This window comes from Amycolatopsis australiensis (genome assembly GCF_900119165.1).
Taxonomy (GTDB): Bacteria; Actinomycetota; Actinomycetes; order Mycobacteriales; family Pseudonocardiaceae; genus Amycolatopsis; species Amycolatopsis australiensis.
Genome location: NZ_FPJG01000006.1, coordinates 3,215,654 through 3,231,085, shown reverse-complemented (window position 1 = coordinate 3,231,085; position 15,432 = coordinate 3,215,654). Strand labels below are relative to the sequence as shown.

The following is a 15,432-nucleotide window of genomic DNA, read 5'->3' as shown; positions in this document are numbered from 1 at the left end:
CCGCCGTCACCCGAACGGCGCAGGATCGCCCGCGCCGACGCGCAGGACCTCCGGTTCGCCCGACGAGAAGTCGACCACGGTCGTCGGCTCGACGCCGCAGTCCCCGGAGTCCAGGACCGCGTCGAGCTGGTTGTCCAGCTCCTCCTTGATCTCCCAGCCCTGCGTCATCGGCTCGCCCTCGCCCGGCAGCAGCAGCGTGCTCGACAGGAGCGGCTCGCCCAGCTCGGCCAGCAGCGCCTGCGTGACGCGGTGGTCGGGGATGCGCACGCCGACCGTCTTCTTCTTCTCGTGCATCAGCCGCCGCGGCACCTCCTTGGTGGCCGGCAGGATGAACGTGTAGCTGCCCGGCGTCGCCGCCTTGATCGCGCGGAACACCGCGTTGTCGATGTGGACGAACTGGCCCAGCTGGGCGAAGTCCTGGCAGACCAGCGTGAAGTGGTGCCGGTGGTCCAGCTTGCGGATGGCGCGGATCCGGTCGAGCCCGTCGCGGTTGCCCGGGCGGCAGCCCAGCGCGAAGCACGAGTCGGTCGGGTAGGCGATCAGCCCGTCGGCGCGGAGGATCTCGACGACCTGGCCCAGCGACCGCCGCTGCGGGTTCTCCGGATGCAGGTCGAAATAACGTGCCATGTCCGCAGAGCCTAGGGTCCGCGCCCGCGGGCGGCACGGCGGCACGGCGCGCGCGTCTCCCAGCTTGCGGTTCCCGCGCCGGAAACTGGGCCCGCCCGCGCGCGGCGGCCACACTCGCCAGTGACCACATCCAGGGAGGGCGAGCCATGACGAAGCTGACCGTGCCGGAGCTGGACCGGCCCCGGATCGTCACCGCGGCGGACTACCTGTTCGAGGGCCCGCGTGGCCGGATTTCGCTCGCCGACCTCTTCGACGGGCGCGCGCGGCTCGCGGTGCACCACACGACGCCCGACCACGACGGCCCGCTCGGCGACGTGCCCGCCGCCGACGTCGCCGCCGCGCTGCACGACCCGGACCTGCGCCTGGTGCTGGTCTCCCGCGCGCCCTACGCCCGGCTGGCGCGGTACCGCCGCCACTTCGGCCGTGGCCTGGCCACGTACTCGGCGCGGCGCGCGTTCACCGCCGACTTCCCGGTGTCCCGGCGCCTGGCCGGCACCGGCGGCGACTGCCGGGACGACCTCGAGGCGGCGCTCGGCTTCTTCCGGCTCGAGCAGGGCCGCGTGCTGCACACCGGGTCGGTCGCGCTGTCCCGGCTGGACTTCCTGAGCCTGCTCGGCGTCCCGGACCGCCTCGGGTCCGCGGACGGCCGGCGCTGAGCCCGCGTCCCACCGCCGCCGTGCCGTCGTCGCGCGCCCCGGCGTCCCGGCTTTCCGGTGCGGGGAAACGCCCGTCGGATGAGTTAGGATCGGCCGGCAGCAGAACGCACACCGCGCCCGGGCCGGGCCGTCTGGGGCGCCCCGGCCACCGCCGAGACCCCGGGGGTTCCGCAGAGATGTCTCCGGCCGCCGCGCTCGAGCCGGCCGCGGAGCTGTCCGTCACCGCCGAGCCGCGCGGCACGACCGCGGCGGACCGGCGCCCGCGGCTGGCCGCCTACCTGTCGGCGGCCATCATCGTGGTGGTCATCAGCGGGTTCAGCGTCATCGGCGTGCTCAGCCTGCTGCCCGCGTCGGTCGGCGTCTTCCAGGCGGGGTACGCCGTCGTGGCCGCCGGCGCGCTGCTGGCGATCCAGCTGCTGTGGTTCAGCCGCCCGTCGGCGCGGCTGGACTCGACCACCAGCCGGGTGCTGCTCGCGGTCATGGTGGTCCTCGCCTACGTGCCGTTGCTGACGTTCGGCCTGCTGTGGACCACCATGCTCGTCTACGTCGGCGGGGCCGCGCTGCTGGTGCTGCCCCCGCGGTACGGCTGGGCGGCGGTCGGCGCGGTCTTCCTCAGTTCCATCGGCGTCTACCAGGCGTTCGGCGTGCCGCCGGAGAACGCCGTCTACAACGCCTTCGGCACGCTCTTCTACATCCTGGTCTTCTACCTGCTCTCGCGGCTGGCGCGGATGGTCCACGAGCTGCACGCGGCCCGCACGGAGCTGGCGCAGCGCGCGGTCGCCGAGCAGCGGCTGGCGTTCGCCCGCGACCTGCACGACCTGCTCGGGCTGAGCCTGTCCGCGATCGCGCTCAGGGGCGAGCTCGTCTCCCGCCTGATGCGCAAGTCCGCCGAGCGCGCCAAGGCCGAGCTCAGCGAGATCACCGCCACCGCGCAGCGCACGCTGTCCGACGTCCGCGCGGTCTCGCACGGCTATCGCGAGCTGTCGCTGGAGAAGGAGTCCCGGACGGCCGAATCGCTGCTGTCGGCGTCCGAGATCGCCGTGCGGATCCACCTCGACCAGGGCGACCTGCCGGTCCAGGTGCGCACGATGCTGGCCAAGGTGCTCCGCGAAGGGGTCACGAACGTCCTGCGCTACAGCGACGTCGAGCACTGCGAGATCGACGTCCGTCAGCAGGACGGCAAAGTCGTCCTCGAGATCGTGAACGACGGCGTGGCGGTCGACGACCCGGCGCTCGCCCCGGGCAGCGCGCTGACGGTGCTGCCGGAGGAGGTCGCCGCGCTCGGCGGCCGGGCGAGCGCGAAGGCGGGCGCCGACGGCCGGTTCCGGCTGCGCGTCGAGCTGCCGCTGCCCGGGCGGCTGGATGCTCCCGTCGCGCAGGGCTCGGAGGAACGGTCGGAGAACGCGGCGAAGCAGATCCGCCGGCTGCTGCCGGTGGTCATGGTGCTGATGGGGATCGGCGCGCTGTCGCACCTGCTGCAGCTGACGCCACGGCCGTGGGAGATCGCGCTGGTGGCGGGCTCGATCGTGGCGCTGCTGGCCTTGCAGTTCTCGTACTTCAACCGGCCTTCGACCCAGCTGCGGTCCGCGCAGAGCTACGCGATGCTGCTGGTCCAGGCGTGCCTGATCTACCTGCCGCTGCTCCCGCTGGGGCCGCGGTGGGTCAGCCTGCCGGGGTTGCTGGTCGGCAGCGCGCTGCTGGTGCTGCCACCCGTCGCGGGCTGGGCGTTCTTCGCGCTGAACATCGCGGCGTACGCGGCGATCGAGCGGCTCGCGGGGGCGGACATCACGGCCACGATCTTCTACACGGCGGCGACCGTGATGACGAGCCTGGCGGTGTTCGGGCTGCTGTGGCTCGTCCGGCTGGTGACGGAGCTGGCGAACACCCGCCGCCGGCTCGCGGAGATGGCGCTGGCGGAGGAGCGGCTGCGGTTCGCCCGCGACCTGCACGACCTGCTCGGCATGAGCCTGTCGGCGATCGCGCTGAAGAGCGAGCTGACGGCCCGGCTGCTGCCCCTGAACCGCGAGCGCGCGGCCGAGGAGCTGACGGAGGTACTCGGCCTGACCAGGCAGGCGCTGGCGGACGTCCGGTCGGTGGCCAGCGGCTACCGCGAGCTGTCCCTGGACAGCGAGTCCCGGACGGCGAAGTCGGTGCTGGCGGCGGCCGACGTCCGGGTACGGATGGAGATGCTCGGCGACGAGCTGCCGACACCGGTGCGGACGGTGCTGGCGGTGGTGCTGCGCGAAGGAGTCACGAACGTGCTGCGCCACAGCAAGGTGGAGAGCTGCGAGATAGCGATGCGCCGCACGGAGAGCGGAATCAGCCTGGAGATCGTGAACGACGGCGTGGAGTGCGCGGAGCGAGCCCGGGCGGAGGAGCCGGTGGCGGCGCCGCGCGAGTCGTCACCGGGCAGCGGAATCGGCAACCTGTCGCACCGGGTGGCCGACCTGGGCGGAAAGCTCACGGCCGGGGTGGAGCCGGACGGCCGCTTCAGGCTGCGCGCGGTGGTCCCGGCCTGACGAGCAGCCGGTTCCGGCCACAGCCGCGCCCGCCCCCGTCCGAGTAGCGCACGACCGACCCCCCGGCCGGAACCTTCCGGAGCCGCGATCGACCACCGCCGGACTGCACCCCCAACCCGTCGCCGGCGCGCGATCGATTCCCGCCGGACCAGCGCCACTATCCCGTCCGCGACGGCGCTCCGCCCCTCAAACGCTGGTCCGGACCTTTCCGGCGGTCACAGCCAGCCGGATTCCTCGGCGATGCGGATGGCGTCCACCCGGTTGCGCGCGTTCAGCTTCGCCACCACCGTCGTCAGGTAGTTCCGCACCGTCCCGGCCGACAGGTACAGCCGCGCCGCGACCTCCACCGTCCCGTAGCCCTGGGCCGTCATGCGCAGCACGTCCAGCTCGCGGGCCGTCAGCGGGCAGTCCACCGTGTCCCACGCCGCCAATGCCAGGTCACCGTCCACCATGCGGCGGCCCGCGCGCACCCCCCGCACCGCGTTGGCCAGCTTGTCCGGCGGCGCGTCCTTCAGCAGGAACCCGCTCACCTTGGCGTCCAGTGCGCGCCGCAGCGTGCCCGGGCGGCCCAGGCTGGTCAGGATGAGCGTCCGGCAGTCCGGCAGCTGCTGGTGCAGCTCGCCGGCCGCCGTGAGGCCGTCCTTGCCGGGCAAGTCGATGTCGATGACGGCCACCTCCGCCTGCTTGGCGCGCGCGGCGGGCAGGATCTCGAGCCCGGAGGCGACCTCCGCGACCACGTCGATGTCCGGCTCGAGCCGCAGCAGCGCCACCAGTGCTCCCCGCACGATGTGCATGTCCTCGGCCACCAGCACTCTGATCACAGTGCCTCCGCACTCACGATTCCCCAGAAGCCCAGTTAAACATTCTGCTTGACGAATCGGTTGCCCCGTTCGGGCATCACTTTGGCGCGGTGGCGCGAAATGCACACGCAGGCGTTGGGACCAGGTCAAAAATGCCTACTCGCGCCCGCTCGACTACCAGCCGTCACGAGCACGGGCGACTTCTCGTCATCCGTGTCGGAAACTTTCCGGCCGGGCCGTCGCCTCGGTTTCCGGGCGTCCGCCACACACGACGAGCCGGCCACCGCGGGCGCCCTGGGGCGCCCACCGTGACCGGCTCGCGACGGCGAGAGCTGCGCAAACGCGCATCAAGCCGCTTCGAGGACGTCGGCGCGGCAGAAGCACGTGGTGTTGCAGCCCCGGACCGTGCCGGCGGAAGCCTCGATCCCCCACTGCTCGAAACGGTCGATCACGAGGTCGGTCCCCGCCTTTTCGAACTCGATACCCAGATTGGTGAAAAGCGTGCGGACGTCGACGGAAACCTGTGCGGCCATGTTCTGCTCCCAGTGGCGAAGATGAATGCTTCACGTGGCATTAATCGTCGCCAACGGAAGTGGCAGGAGCCAGTGCCCGCATCACCGGCGTGATGTGGCTTACACATGCTCCGTGCGGTTACGACCAAGACTCCGAACGGCGTAACAAGCCCCTCGGAGACCGCCCGATCACCGCATTTTCGTCACTGTTCGCTGTCGCGCATACCCCGACCGCTGTCGGCGGTATGAAAAACACACATGCGCTCGCGGCCGGAGTTCCCGGTCGCGGGCCCGGTCAAACCCGATGTGCAAAACGCATGTCCGGGACCGGCGAAATCCATCCCGACCGGTGCACAGAGCACTTAAGAAGTAGACGCCCGCCGATCTACAGTTTTGACGAAATCACATCCACCGCACCGGGCCTCTTCACCGCGAAGACGCCCCGGGCGGCATTGTCGACCGGGAGGGACGGCCACCATGGACGAGATCGTCCGGCAAGCCGTGGCACGCGCCATCGTGACCATGCGAGACAACCTGGGTGAGCGGCTGACGATCGACGACCTCGCCCGCGCGGCCATGTTCAGCAAGTTCCACTTCACCCGCGTGTTCCTGCGGGTCACCGGGCTGTCGCCGGGCCGGTTCCTGTCGGCCCTGCGGCTCGCGGAGGCCAAGCGCCTGCTCGCGGCCACGCCCATCTCGGTGGCCGACATCAGTCACCAGGTCGGGTACAACAGCGTCGGGACGTTCAGCGCCCGCTTCAGCGGCAGTGTCGGCGTTTCGCCGTCGGGTTACCGGCGGCTGCGCGGCACCGCGCCGCGGGTCGCCGACCGGAACGACGGACCGGGTTCCGGGACGACCGTCCGGGGCCAGCTGCGGGTCGCGCCGTCGGCCGAGGTCGGGCCGGTGTTCGTCGGGCTGTTCGCCGCCCGGATCGCCGAGGGCGCGCCGGCCAGGTACGCCATCTTGCCTGGTCCGGGGCCGTATGCGCTGACCGACGTGCCGCTGGGTTCGTGGTACGTGCTCACCCACGCCTACGGCTGCGGCGAAGTCGACAACCACACCTTGCGGCCCTACACCGGCCTCACCGGCCCGGTGACCGTGCACCGCGGCGTGACGGCGAGCCTGGCCGACGTCCGGCTGCGGCCGCGTCACGGCTTCGACCCGCCGGTCCTGCTCGCGCTGCCCGACCTGCGCCGTCCCGCGGTGGCCCGCCCGATGGCGGTCTGAGGGCGCGCCAGTGCGGCGCGCGGAATCCGCCGTCCGCCGATCCGCGGACGGCGGACTCACCCGATCCGGGGCCGTCGCATTCCGCGAAACACCGTCGCGGCGGGGCGGTGGCGTACCATTGCGGGCCGGGAGTCAACCGGTCTGGGGTGCGAGGTACCGTCGTGATCAAGGTGTTGCTGGCCGAGGACATGCACATGGTCCGCGGCGCCCTGGTCGCCCTTCTCAACCTGGAATCCGACATCGAAGTGGTCGCCGAGGTGTCCACCGGCGACGAAATCCTGCCCGCCGCGAAAGCGGCCCAGCCCGACGTCGCGATCATCGACATCGACCTGCCTGGCAAGGACGGGCTGTCGGCGGCGGCCGAAATCCACGAAAGCCTTCCCGGCGTGCACACGCTGATCCTGACCAGCCTCGGCCGCCCGGGCACGGTACGCCGCGCGCTGGACGCGAAGGTGAACGGCTTCCTGCTCAAGGATTCGCCGTCGGACAAGCTGGCGAACGCGGTCCGCTCGGTCGCGATCGGCCGCCGGGTCATCGACAGCGAGCTGGCCCTGGCGGCCTGGGAAACCGACGACTGCCCGCTGACCCCACGCGAAATCGAGATCCTGTCGCTGGCGGCGCGAGGCCGAACGGTGGCGGACATCGCGGCGGAGCTGTTCCTGTCGGCCGGCACGGTCCGCAACTACCTGGCCGCGGTGGTCACGAAGCTCAACGCCCGCAACCGGGTCCACGCGATCCGCATCGCGACCGAAGCCGAATGGCTCTAGCGACGCTCCGAGCACGCGCCCCGGATTCCCAGCCACGCAAGCCGAACCTCCAAGCGAGCGAGCCGGCCTCCCAGCACGCCGACCGCCCTTCCGAACCGCCCCGCACCACCCGGAAATGCCGGAACCCCACCTGCAAACCCGGCCCGCGAAGCCCCGGCCGGAAAGCGCTTACGCCGACAGTTCGTCCGGCGCCCGATGCCGCCGCACCCGGCCGTGCCCCACCGGGACCGCCGCGAGCAGCCGGTGGGTCCCGTCCGTGCCGGTCTCCGTGGCGAGGGTTCCGCCCAGCGACTCCACCCGGTCGACCAGGTTGCGCAGACCGGCGCCCGCACACGGGTCGGTGTCGGCCGGGCCGCCCGCGCCGTCGTTGACGATCTCCAGCCAGGCCGTTCCGTCCTCCTTGCTCACCGACAGCGCGCACCAGCTCGCCGTGCTGTGGCGGACCACGTTCGTCACTCCTTCACGCAGCACCGCCGCCAGTGCGGTCGCCACGTCCAGGGGCAGGTCGGCCGTGCCCGAGCGGGCGAGCGTCACCCGCGTCCCGGCCGCGCTCAGCACCGCCGCCGCCGCGCGGCATTCGTCGTCCAGGGACAGCTCCCGGTACCCCGCCGCGACCGTCCGGACGTCGGCCAGCGCGCGCCGCGACATCGTCAGCAGCTCGGCCAGCTCCTCCTTCGCGCGGCCCGGCTGGCCCATGACCAGCCGGTTGATGAGTTCACCCTTGAGGGTGATCGCCGAAAGGCTGAGCCCCAGCAGGTCGTGGACGTCGCGGGAGAACCGCTTGCGCTCCTCGGCGATCGCGCGGCGCTTCAGCTCACGGCGTTCCTCCTCGCGCTCGGCGGCCAGCCGCGCGGCCGCGCCCGCCCCGAACAGCGCCAGCGCGGCGATCCCGGCCGACACCACTCCCACGTACCCGGCGTCCGCCGATCCGGGCGGCACCAGCCCGGCGACGAGGCACACCAGACCCGCCGCGGGCAGCGCCCGCGACGGCCGGACGGCCAGCAGCAGCCCGCCGGCCAGAAACCCGCCCGCGGCACTCCACGACGCGCCCAGCGGCAGCAGTGGCCCGAAACCCAGCAGGGCCTGCGCGGCCAGCGCCCGGCCGGGACGCCGGACGCGGCCGCGCGCGAACGCGGCCAGGTGCACTCCCGCCAGCGCCGCCGCGCAGACCAGGGCGAGCAGCCGAGGCAGCCACGACGGCCGCTCGGCCAGCACCGGCAGCAGAGCCGTCAGCGCGACGGCGGTCGCCGCCGCCACCGGTGCCCCCGCGACGAGCGCGTGAAAACCGGGCCCCCCGGCGTCCTCCTCGGCCGGCTTCGCGCCCCGCATCCGGAGCCGAACCGGAAATGCCACGGCGCCTCCCACTTCACCCGCACCCCAGTTCCTCAAAGGTAACAGGGCGAACGGTTCCCGCGGAGCGTCGTCCGGACGGCCGATCTCGTTACCGCCCGGGGAAGTCGAGCACGCACTCGCCGACGCTGACCTCGGCGGGCCACTCCAGCTTCAGCGAGCGGTCCACCCGGTCGCCGGCGTCGACCGGCACGGCGTGCGCGGCGAGTCCCATCGCCTTCGCCGCCAGGTAGAGCACCTGCTGCAGCGCGCCGACGTGCACCAGCGTCGTCGCGTACGCGGCACTGCCGAGCACCCACGCGATCCGCGACATCCGCGCGGTCATGGTCAGCAGCACCGACGGCCTGCGGTGGCTGCCCGCCCCGACCATCGCCAGGTCGAGCATGCCGTCCAGGACGCCGAGGTCGTCGTTGATCAGCGTCAGCGTGTGCCACAGCGGGTCGTAGTGGTAGATGCCCCTGGCGAGGTCGGCGCAGCGGTTGATCCCGACGTAGATCTCCAGCTCGTACAGGCAGGCGACGCTGAAGTACGGCCGCTGCGACGCCTCGTGGCCGGGGCCGCCGGGCAGGTACGCCGGCCCGATCGAGCGCACCCGCGCGGCGCGGAAGAGGAACTCGCCGACCTGCCGGGACGACAACGCGCGCTCGGTGACCTCGGGGCAGGTGTGGTCGCGTTCGAGCAGCGTCGCCAGCGTCGGATCGGTCGCCTTGAGCACCGCCGGGTCGGGGCGGTGCAGCGGGAAGGTCGGGCCGGCGGTGATCTGCTTGACCACCGGCGGCTCGGCGCCCGCCCGGTGCGCCTCCGGGTCCGGCGGCCCGCCCTTGAGCCAGGTGCGGCTGCGGGCGTGGAACATCAGGTCGTCGGGCGACCAGACGGCCAGGTCCGTGTCGGTGTCCTCGGCGAACTCGGCCCAGTCATCGGCCACCAGCACCACGCCCGCGGCCACCAAGAACGTGACGACTTCGGCCACGACCGGCTCAGCCAGCCCGGACGCCTCGGCGACCTGCGCGACCGTCACCGGCCCGGCCAGCGACGACGCCACGGTCACCGCGGGCGGCCGCAGCAGCGCGACGCGGTACCGCGCGCGCGGCGACTCCAGCAGCAGCCCGCCGCCGTCCGGGCGCATCGCCGAGTACCGCGACAGCTTGATCAGCCGTCCCGGCGGCACCGCGTCGGTCGGGAAGACCGGCGCCTGGGTCACCGGGATGGCCGAGAGCAGCGGCCCGCGGCCGTCGTTGAGCGCGAGCGAGTGCACGACGGAGCCGGACAGCTGGTTGAGCACCTTGCGCAGCGTGCCCGCCCAGGCCTCGGCGCTGTTGCCGGCCGACGTGGCGAGGTTGCGCATCGAGACCGGGCCGAGCGCCATCCGGCCCAGCGACTCGCGGACCGGGCCCGGCACGTCCGCCAGCTCGTACTCGCCCCACCAGGTGATCGCGACGAGCGTGTCGTCGTCCCCCGCCTCCAGCAGGGTGTCTTCGGTGAGGGACCAGAGCCGGACGGTCTCCGGATCCCCTTCCTGGCGGTATGCAGGCAAGGCCAACTCCTCAAGCAACAGCGAACTTCCGAGCGCCCGGGGCGCTCAGAGGAACATCGGGAACGGGTTGAGCCGTTCGTACGGGGTCGGCACGTCGAGCCGGCCCAGCCGGACCGGGACGTCGAAGAGCCGGCCGGGCGCGAAGCGGGCCCAGAACGGGCGCAGGCCCGGCGCGAGCACCTTGACCACCGGGATCCCGACGTCGGGGCGGGTCTGGTCGAGCACCAGCAGCTCCAGCCCGGCGCGGTCGAACACGCGGGTCAGCGCCTCGACGTCGTCGCGGACGTCGGCGCGGTTGACGAACCTGAAGTCCGCGGCGGCCCGCATCCGCTCGCCCGCCACCGGCCGCAGGTACGGCTGGTTCGCGACGGTGGCGTAGGCGAGCCAGCGCCGCGCGTCCGGGTCGTCGACGTCCGCGCCGCCGTCCTGCACGACGGGCAGCATCTGGTTCAGCTCGGTGACCGCGCGGCGCACCGCGATCCGCGGGTCCAGGTGCGCGCCGAAGCCCATCATGACGTCCTCGCGCGGGCTCCCGATCCGGCGCGAGAGCGCGACGGTCACCGGGATCCCGAGGTCGGACGTCACGTCGAGGACCCACATCTCGCGGCCGATGCCCGCGTAACCCGCGACCATCTCGTCCAGCCACGGGTCGGCGAAGGACGCGAGGTCGACGCCCGGCACCGGCGTGCGGTTGTACCACCACATCGCCACGGCGTCGCGTTCGACGAGCTCCAGGGCGCCCTGCAGGATCGCGTCCTCCAGGCTGCTGCCGGCCGCGGTGCCGTTCGAGTCGGCGCGCACGCCGCGGGCCGCGCTCTCGCGCGGGACCCCGTAGTACAGGTAGGACGTCGGCAGCAGGCGGCGGCGCCCGGCGGGCGTCCACACCGGCGTCCAGTCGACGACGGCGGCGGGGTCGAACGGCTCGGGGACGTTCTGGAAGGCCGCGTGCTCGGCGTTCCAGGCCGCGCGGCCGGCGTACTGCCGGTCGGCGAACAACATGCACTCGTTGGGGTGAACGGCTTCGTCGCCCAGCTCGGCCATGGCGGCGCGGATGCGCAGCTCGTCGCCCTGGAAGTTGCCGGAGAACCGTTCCGCGGCCTCGCAGAGGGCGCTGACCTCGGCGTCGAGCGGACTGACGCCCTTGCCGCCGTTCTCGCAGCGCAGCCCGGCCCGCAGCGCGGCCATCCCGGTGATGCCGCGGGCGACGTTGGGCCCGGAACGGTAGGCGTTGGCGAACGGCGGCGCCGCCGGGTCGCGCCGGATCTCCTTGACGATCCCGGTGACCGGGCTGATCAGGTGGCGGTGCCGCTCCAGCATCTGCGCCGGGGTCGCGGTGCGGTGCCCGCCGCCGCCGGTGGTCGCCTTCCTGGCCGGCCGCAGCTCGACCGGGCGGAACGAGCGCCAGGTCACCAGCCACGGGTCGCCGCAGCGGGGGCACTGCGGACGGCGGCGCAGCTCGTGCAACCGGCCCTGCAGGTCGAGCGTGTCGAGCGTCCACACGCACTGCTGGCCGTCGTGGCGATAGCCGGCCACCCACTTGGCCGCCTCCAGCGCGACGAGGTGGGCCGCGGCCGAGGTCAGCGGTGGCAGTGCCGGCATCGGGCGGCGGGCCGGGCCGGCGTGGCCCAGCTCCTCCTGCACGCACGCCTCGGCGTGCCGGTGCCCCCACAGCCGGTGCGTCAGGCAGTGCCAGCAGGCGCCGTCGGGCTGCAGCACCGGGCCGATCCACACCTGGGCCCCGGACGGGCGGGCCAGCAGCCACGGCCGCCCGGCGCGCCGGTGCTCGGCGTCGATCACGGCCAGGCGCGGGTCGAGGTAGTCGGCGCACAGCACGACCGACAGGTCGGCGGCGCCGGTGTCCGTGCCGACCACCTCGAGCCCGGCGTCGGCCAGTGCGCGTTCGACGGCGCCGGGATCGAGGCCGTCGGCGCTGTCGCCGACCGCGGTCAGCCGCACGGTGCCCCGATGGGCGGCGACGACGTCGGCGTCGACCCCGCAGGCGTCCCAGTAGGCCAGTGCACGCTCGTCGCCGGCCCGTTCCCCGGTGCCGGGGCTGCGCAGCGTCACGAGCCCGGCGTCGACGAGCTGGGCCAGCAGGGCGGCGACCTCTTCCGGCGCCATCCCGCCCGGACGGCCGCGCAGCAGCCGGTCGAGGTCGTGGGTGCCGTCGAGCAGCGCGGCGAGCGACTCGATCTTCGCGCCACGCATGGCGATCACGCCCTGTTCGGAGAACAGGTACGCGCCTTTGCCTTCGCGGACCTCCGCGCGCAGGTGCCGCCGGAACGCCGGGGCGCGTGCCGGCACCGGAGCGTCCGTGACGCCTCCGCCGTGCGCGTCCACCGCTGTCGTGCGCATGGGCTCTCCTGCCGGTCGTCGGGCTGGGCGGGACGGGAGAAGGGAATCCTGCTCCGGGACCGGTCTACTCAGCCAGTGCTCGAAGCACCGGCAAGTCATGCGAAACGCATGGTCCGACGTGGGAAACGCACGGGGCACCGGTGCGCGGTTCACTGGCCGCGCGCGGCGGGGAACCGTCACCGTAGACAGCGACGCCCGTGGCGGCACGGCGCGTCGGGGGCACCGTACCCGAGGCCGCGGTCCCGCGCGAACCCCGGCGGCGCCCGGTCTGGCACCCGAGACAAGTGAGGACCCGAGTATGCCTACCTCTGCTCGCACCTACGGACAGTTCTGCGGCCTGGCCCGGGCGCTCGAGATCGTCGGCGAGCGGTGGTCGCTGCTGGTGATCCGTGACCTCATGCTCGGCCCGAAGCGGTTCGACGACCTGCAGCGCACCCTGCCGCGGATCCCGGTGAGCATCCTGACCTCGCGGCTCAACGAGCTGGAGGAGTCCGGCGTGATCCGCCGCCGCGTCCTGTCGCAGCTGGACGCCGGCGTCGTCTACGAGCTCACCGAGTACGGCTGCGAGCTCGACCACATCGTGCTGGACCTCGGCCTGTGGGGCGCCCGCTCGCTGACCTACCCGAAGCCGGACGAGGTGTTCACCCTCGACACCGCGATCATCTCGCTGTATGCGACCTTCCGCGAGGAGGCCGCCGCGGGCGTGCACGTCAACTACGAGCTGCACCACCCGGGCGAGATGATCGTGCACGCCATGGTCGACGACGGCGCGCTCAAGGCATCCAGCGGCGCGCTGCCCGCCGCCGACCTGGTGATCGAGCCGCAGGGCACGGCGATGCTGGACCTGCTCAACGGCAGCCTCTCCGCGCACGACGCCATCTCCAGCGGCAAGATCCGCGTCGAAGGCGACCCGGCCCACCTCGACCTGTTCACTCGGCTGTTCCACGTCCCGCCGGCGCCCGAGCGCCCGAGCGGGCTCGCGGTGCACTGACCGGTCGCGTGCACTCCGCCCGGCGGTACGCAATCCGCCGGGCATCGCCTTTTTCGTTGCGGGATCAGCAATCCGGAGTAACGGAAGCCACGCCGGCAGCGGCTATCGTCGACGCACATCGTCGTCTTCTTCGCGAACTGGGGTCAGCATGCCGACGTCCGAACTCGCCCGTCCGTCCGGATTCCTCGGCGGGCTCAACAGCCGCTGGCACCACCGCGCGCTCGCGGTGTTCATGGTGATCGTGATCGGGCACTGGGCCGAGCACATCGCGCAGGCGTTCCAGATCTACGCGCTGGGGTGGCCGACGGCGAAGGCGCGCGGCGTGCTCGGGATCCCGTTCCCGGCGCTGATCAGCTCCGAGTGGCTGCACTACGGCTACGCGCTGGTGATGCTGGTGTTCCTGTGGATCCTGCGCCACGGGTTCGCCGGCCGGTCGCGGCAGTGGTGGAACCTGGCGCTGGCCATCCAGTTCTGGCACCACATCGAGCACCTGCTGCTGTTCGTCCAGGCGCAGAGCGGCTGGCGGCTGGCCGGGCAGAAGGTGCCGACGAGCATCATCCAGCTGCTCGTGCCGCGGGTCGAGCTGCACCTGTTCTACAACACGATCGTCACCATCCCGATGATCGTGGCGGTCGTGCTGCACCGGCGCGCCTCGGCGGCCGAGCACGAGCTGACCGGCTGCACCTGCGGCCTGCCGAAGCAGCCGGCACTCGCCGCGTCGTGAAGCGCGCGCTGGCCCTGCTGGCCTTCCTCCTCGGCTGGCTGGTGTTCGGCGCCACCGAAGCTTCGGCCCACGTCGAGATCGTCTCGTCGGCCCCCGGGGACGGCGCCCGCCTGAGCGCGGCGCCGTCGCTGGTGTCGGTCACCCTTTCGGAGAACATCGGGATCCAGCCCGGGTCGATCAAGGTCGTCGACCTTTCGGGCAACCAGGTGGACTCCGGGCCGGTGTTCCAGCCGGGCGACGTCGCCGAGCAGCTCGCCGTGCGGCTGAAGCCGGGCCTGCCGGACGGCAGCTACCTGGTGGAGTACGCGTTCGTCTCGGCCGACTCGCACCCGGTGCGCGGCACGTTCGCCTTCGTGGTCGGCACCGGCCCGCTGGTGACGTCGGCCGGCGCGGTGTCGGCGGCCACCGGGACCGACCCGGGCGTCGACTTCGTCTCGACGGCGGTGCGCTGGCTGGCGTACGTCGGCGTCGTCCTGCTCGGCGGCCTGGCGTTCGTGGTGCTGTGCCGCCCGGCGGCCCGCACGGACCGGTCCGCCCGGCGGCTGCTGAAGGCGGGCGCAGGTCTGGTCGCGGCGACAGCGGCCGCGGCGTTCGTGCTGCAAGGCCCGTACGCGGCCGGGCGGAACCTCGAAGCCGTGTTCGACACGGGGCTGCTGGCGGACACATTGCGCGTCGCGTACGGGAAGCTGCTGCTGCTCCGGCTGGCGGCGGTGGCGGTGCTGGCCGGGCTGCTGCCGCGCCTGCTGCGGCCGGGCCTGCCGGACCGGCTGCGGTCCCGGTACGAGAACTCGGCGATGGTGACCGGGTTCCTGGTGCTGCTGACGTTCTCGGCGACCGGGCACCCGGTGACCGACCCGGTGATGTTCGTGTCGGTGTCGGCGGACCTGGTGCATTTCGGAGCGATCGCGGTCTGGGCGGGCGGACTGGCCCAGCTGGCGTGGTGCCTGTACCGGCCGGCGCCCGGCGAGGACCCCGCCCAGGTGGCGACGCGCTTCTCCCGCGTCGCGGCGGGCGCGGTCACGGCGATCGCGCTCAGCGGGGCGGTGCTGGCGTGGCGGGTGATGCCGTCGCTGCCGACGCTGTGGACGACGAAGTTCGGCCTGCTGGTGCTGCTGAAGATCGCGGGGTTCGCGGCGCTGCTGGCGGTGGCGAGCCGGTCCCGCCGCGCGGTCCGCAGGAGCATGACGCCCGAGGCGGCGGGCACGACGAAGACGGTGACGAGCATGCGCGGCCTGCGCCAGGCGGTGGCGGTGGAAGTGCTGCTCAGCGTGGCGGTGCTGGCGCTGGCGGCGATGCTGACGGTCACCCCACCGGGCGGCTGAGCACGGGCGCCGCGCAGCTCAACTGGGCGGCGCGAACGGCCCCGGCCA

General features: G+C 72.9%; 13 protein-coding genes. 7 read left to right on the top strand and 6 right to left on the bottom strand.

Annotated features, from left to right (window positions below; all coding sequences use genetic code 11):
- Nucleotides 1–6 precede the first annotated feature (6 nt).
- Nucleotides 7–627 (bottom strand): L-threonylcarbamoyladenylate synthase, encoded by a 621-nt coding sequence (locus BT341_RS16860; protein ID WP_072477219.1) that lies wholly within the window; start codon nucleotides 625–627, stop codon nucleotides 7–9.
- Nucleotides 628–773: 146 nt separating this feature from the next.
- Here BT341_RS16860 and BT341_RS16855 point away from each other — a divergent pair, with 146 nt between their 5' ends.
- Nucleotides 774–1,283 carry a DUF899 family protein gene (locus tag BT341_RS16855; RefSeq protein WP_072477218.1) on the top strand — a complete coding sequence of 170 codons (510 nt, stop codon included), beginning with the start codon at nucleotides 774–776 and terminating at the stop codon, nucleotides 1,281–1,283.
- A gap of 176 nt (nucleotides 1,284–1,459) precedes the next feature.
- A complete protein-coding gene (locus BT341_RS16850) occupies nucleotides 1,460–3,802 on the top strand; it encodes a sensor histidine kinase (RefSeq protein WP_072477217.1) in 2,343 nt (780 codons plus the stop codon).
- Nucleotides 3,803–4,017: 215 nt separating this feature from the next.
- Here the strand turns inward: BT341_RS16850 and BT341_RS16845 are convergent, their stop codons facing one another.
- Entirely contained in the window at nucleotides 4,018–4,623 is a 606-nt protein-coding gene (locus BT341_RS16845; RefSeq protein WP_072477216.1) for a response regulator transcription factor, read from the bottom strand.
- Between the two features lie 326 nt (nucleotides 4,624–4,949).
- Nucleotides 4,950–5,135: a hypothetical protein gene (locus tag BT341_RS16840; RefSeq protein ID WP_072477215.1), complete on the bottom strand. Its 186-nt coding sequence runs from the start codon at nucleotides 5,133–5,135 to the stop codon at nucleotides 4,950–4,952.
- Nucleotides 5,136–5,591: 456 nt separating this feature from the next.
- Here BT341_RS16840 and BT341_RS16835 point away from each other — a divergent pair, with 456 nt between their 5' ends.
- Together BT341_RS16835 and BT341_RS16830 are read left to right on the top strand one after the other, a co-directional pair.
- The gene (locus tag BT341_RS16835) at nucleotides 5,592–6,341 is read left to right on the top strand and encodes a helix-turn-helix domain-containing protein (protein WP_072477214.1); all 750 of its coding nucleotides are present in this window, start codon (nucleotides 5,592–5,594) and stop codon (nucleotides 6,339–6,341) included.
- A gap of 161 nt (nucleotides 6,342–6,502) precedes the next feature.
- Complete coding sequence (locus tag BT341_RS16830) at nucleotides 6,503–7,108, top strand: response regulator transcription factor (RefSeq protein WP_072477213.1); 606 nt, start codon at nucleotides 6,503–6,505, stop codon at nucleotides 7,106–7,108.
- A gap of 168 nt (nucleotides 7,109–7,276) precedes the next feature.
- On the opposite strand, the gene BT341_RS16825 is transcribed toward BT341_RS16830, so the two are convergent.
- The 3 genes from BT341_RS16825 to BT341_RS16815 form a co-directional block, all read right to left on the bottom strand.
- A complete protein-coding gene (locus BT341_RS16825) occupies nucleotides 7,277–8,461 on the bottom strand; it encodes a sensor histidine kinase (RefSeq protein WP_245804997.1) in 1,185 nt (394 codons plus the stop codon).
- 88 nt (nucleotides 8,462–8,549) lie between these two features.
- A complete protein-coding gene (locus tag BT341_RS16820; protein WP_072477211.1) occupies nucleotides 8,550–9,992 on the bottom strand; it encodes a SagB/ThcOx family dehydrogenase in 1,443 nt (480 codons plus the stop codon).
- Nucleotides 9,993–10,037: 45 nt separating this feature from the next.
- Entirely contained in the window at nucleotides 10,038–12,347 is a 2,310-nt protein-coding gene (locus BT341_RS16815) for a TOMM precursor leader peptide-binding protein (RefSeq protein ID WP_084742879.1), read from the bottom strand.
- Between the two features lie 298 nt (nucleotides 12,348–12,645).
- On the opposite strand from BT341_RS16815, the gene BT341_RS16810 reads away from it, so the two are divergent.
- From BT341_RS16810 to BT341_RS16800, 3 genes are all read left to right on the top strand, one after another.
- Nucleotides 12,646–13,338 (top strand): winged helix-turn-helix transcriptional regulator, encoded by a 693-nt coding sequence (locus tag BT341_RS16810; RefSeq protein WP_072477210.1) that lies wholly within the window; start codon nucleotides 12,646–12,648, stop codon nucleotides 13,336–13,338.
- A gap of 148 nt (nucleotides 13,339–13,486) precedes the next feature.
- Nucleotides 13,487–14,062 carry a hypothetical protein gene (locus BT341_RS16805; RefSeq protein ID WP_072477209.1) on the top strand — a complete coding sequence of 192 codons (576 nt, stop codon included), beginning with the start codon at nucleotides 13,487–13,489 and terminating at the stop codon, nucleotides 14,060–14,062.
- A complete protein-coding gene (locus tag BT341_RS16800; protein ID WP_072477208.1) occupies nucleotides 14,059–15,384 on the top strand; it encodes a copper resistance CopC/CopD family protein in 1,326 nt (441 codons plus the stop codon). The genes BT341_RS16805 and BT341_RS16800 overlap by 4 nt, the downstream gene beginning before the upstream one ends.
- Nucleotides 15,385–15,432: the final 48 nt, after the last annotated feature.

Bases quoted from the DNA above. Each gene is read 5' to 3' on its own strand.
- BT341_RS16860 (WP_072477219.1), bottom strand. From the start codon at position 627: ATGGCACGTTATTTCGACCTGCATCCGGAGAACCCGCAGCGGCGGTCG.
- BT341_RS16855 (WP_072477218.1), top strand. From the start codon at position 774: ATGACGAAGCTGACCGTGCCGGAGCTGGACCGGCCCCGGATCGTCACC.
- BT341_RS16850 (WP_072477217.1), top strand. From the start codon at position 1,460: ATGTCTCCGGCCGCCGCGCTCGAGCCGGCCGCGGAGCTGTCCGTCACC.
- BT341_RS16840 (WP_072477215.1), bottom strand. From the start codon at position 5,135: ATGGCCGCACAGGTTTCCGTCGACGTCCGCACGCTTTTCACCAATCTG.
- BT341_RS16835 (WP_072477214.1), top strand. From the start codon at position 5,592: ATGGACGAGATCGTCCGGCAAGCCGTGGCACGCGCCATCGTGACCATG.
- BT341_RS16815 (WP_084742879.1), bottom strand. From the start codon at position 12,347: ATGCGCACGACAGCGGTGGACGCGCACGGCGGAGGCGTCACGGACGCT.
- BT341_RS16810 (WP_072477210.1), top strand. From the start codon at position 12,646: ATGCCTACCTCTGCTCGCACCTACGGACAGTTCTGCGGCCTGGCCCGG.
- BT341_RS16805 (WP_072477209.1), top strand. From the start codon at position 13,487: ATGCCGACGTCCGAACTCGCCCGTCCGTCCGGATTCCTCGGCGGGCTC.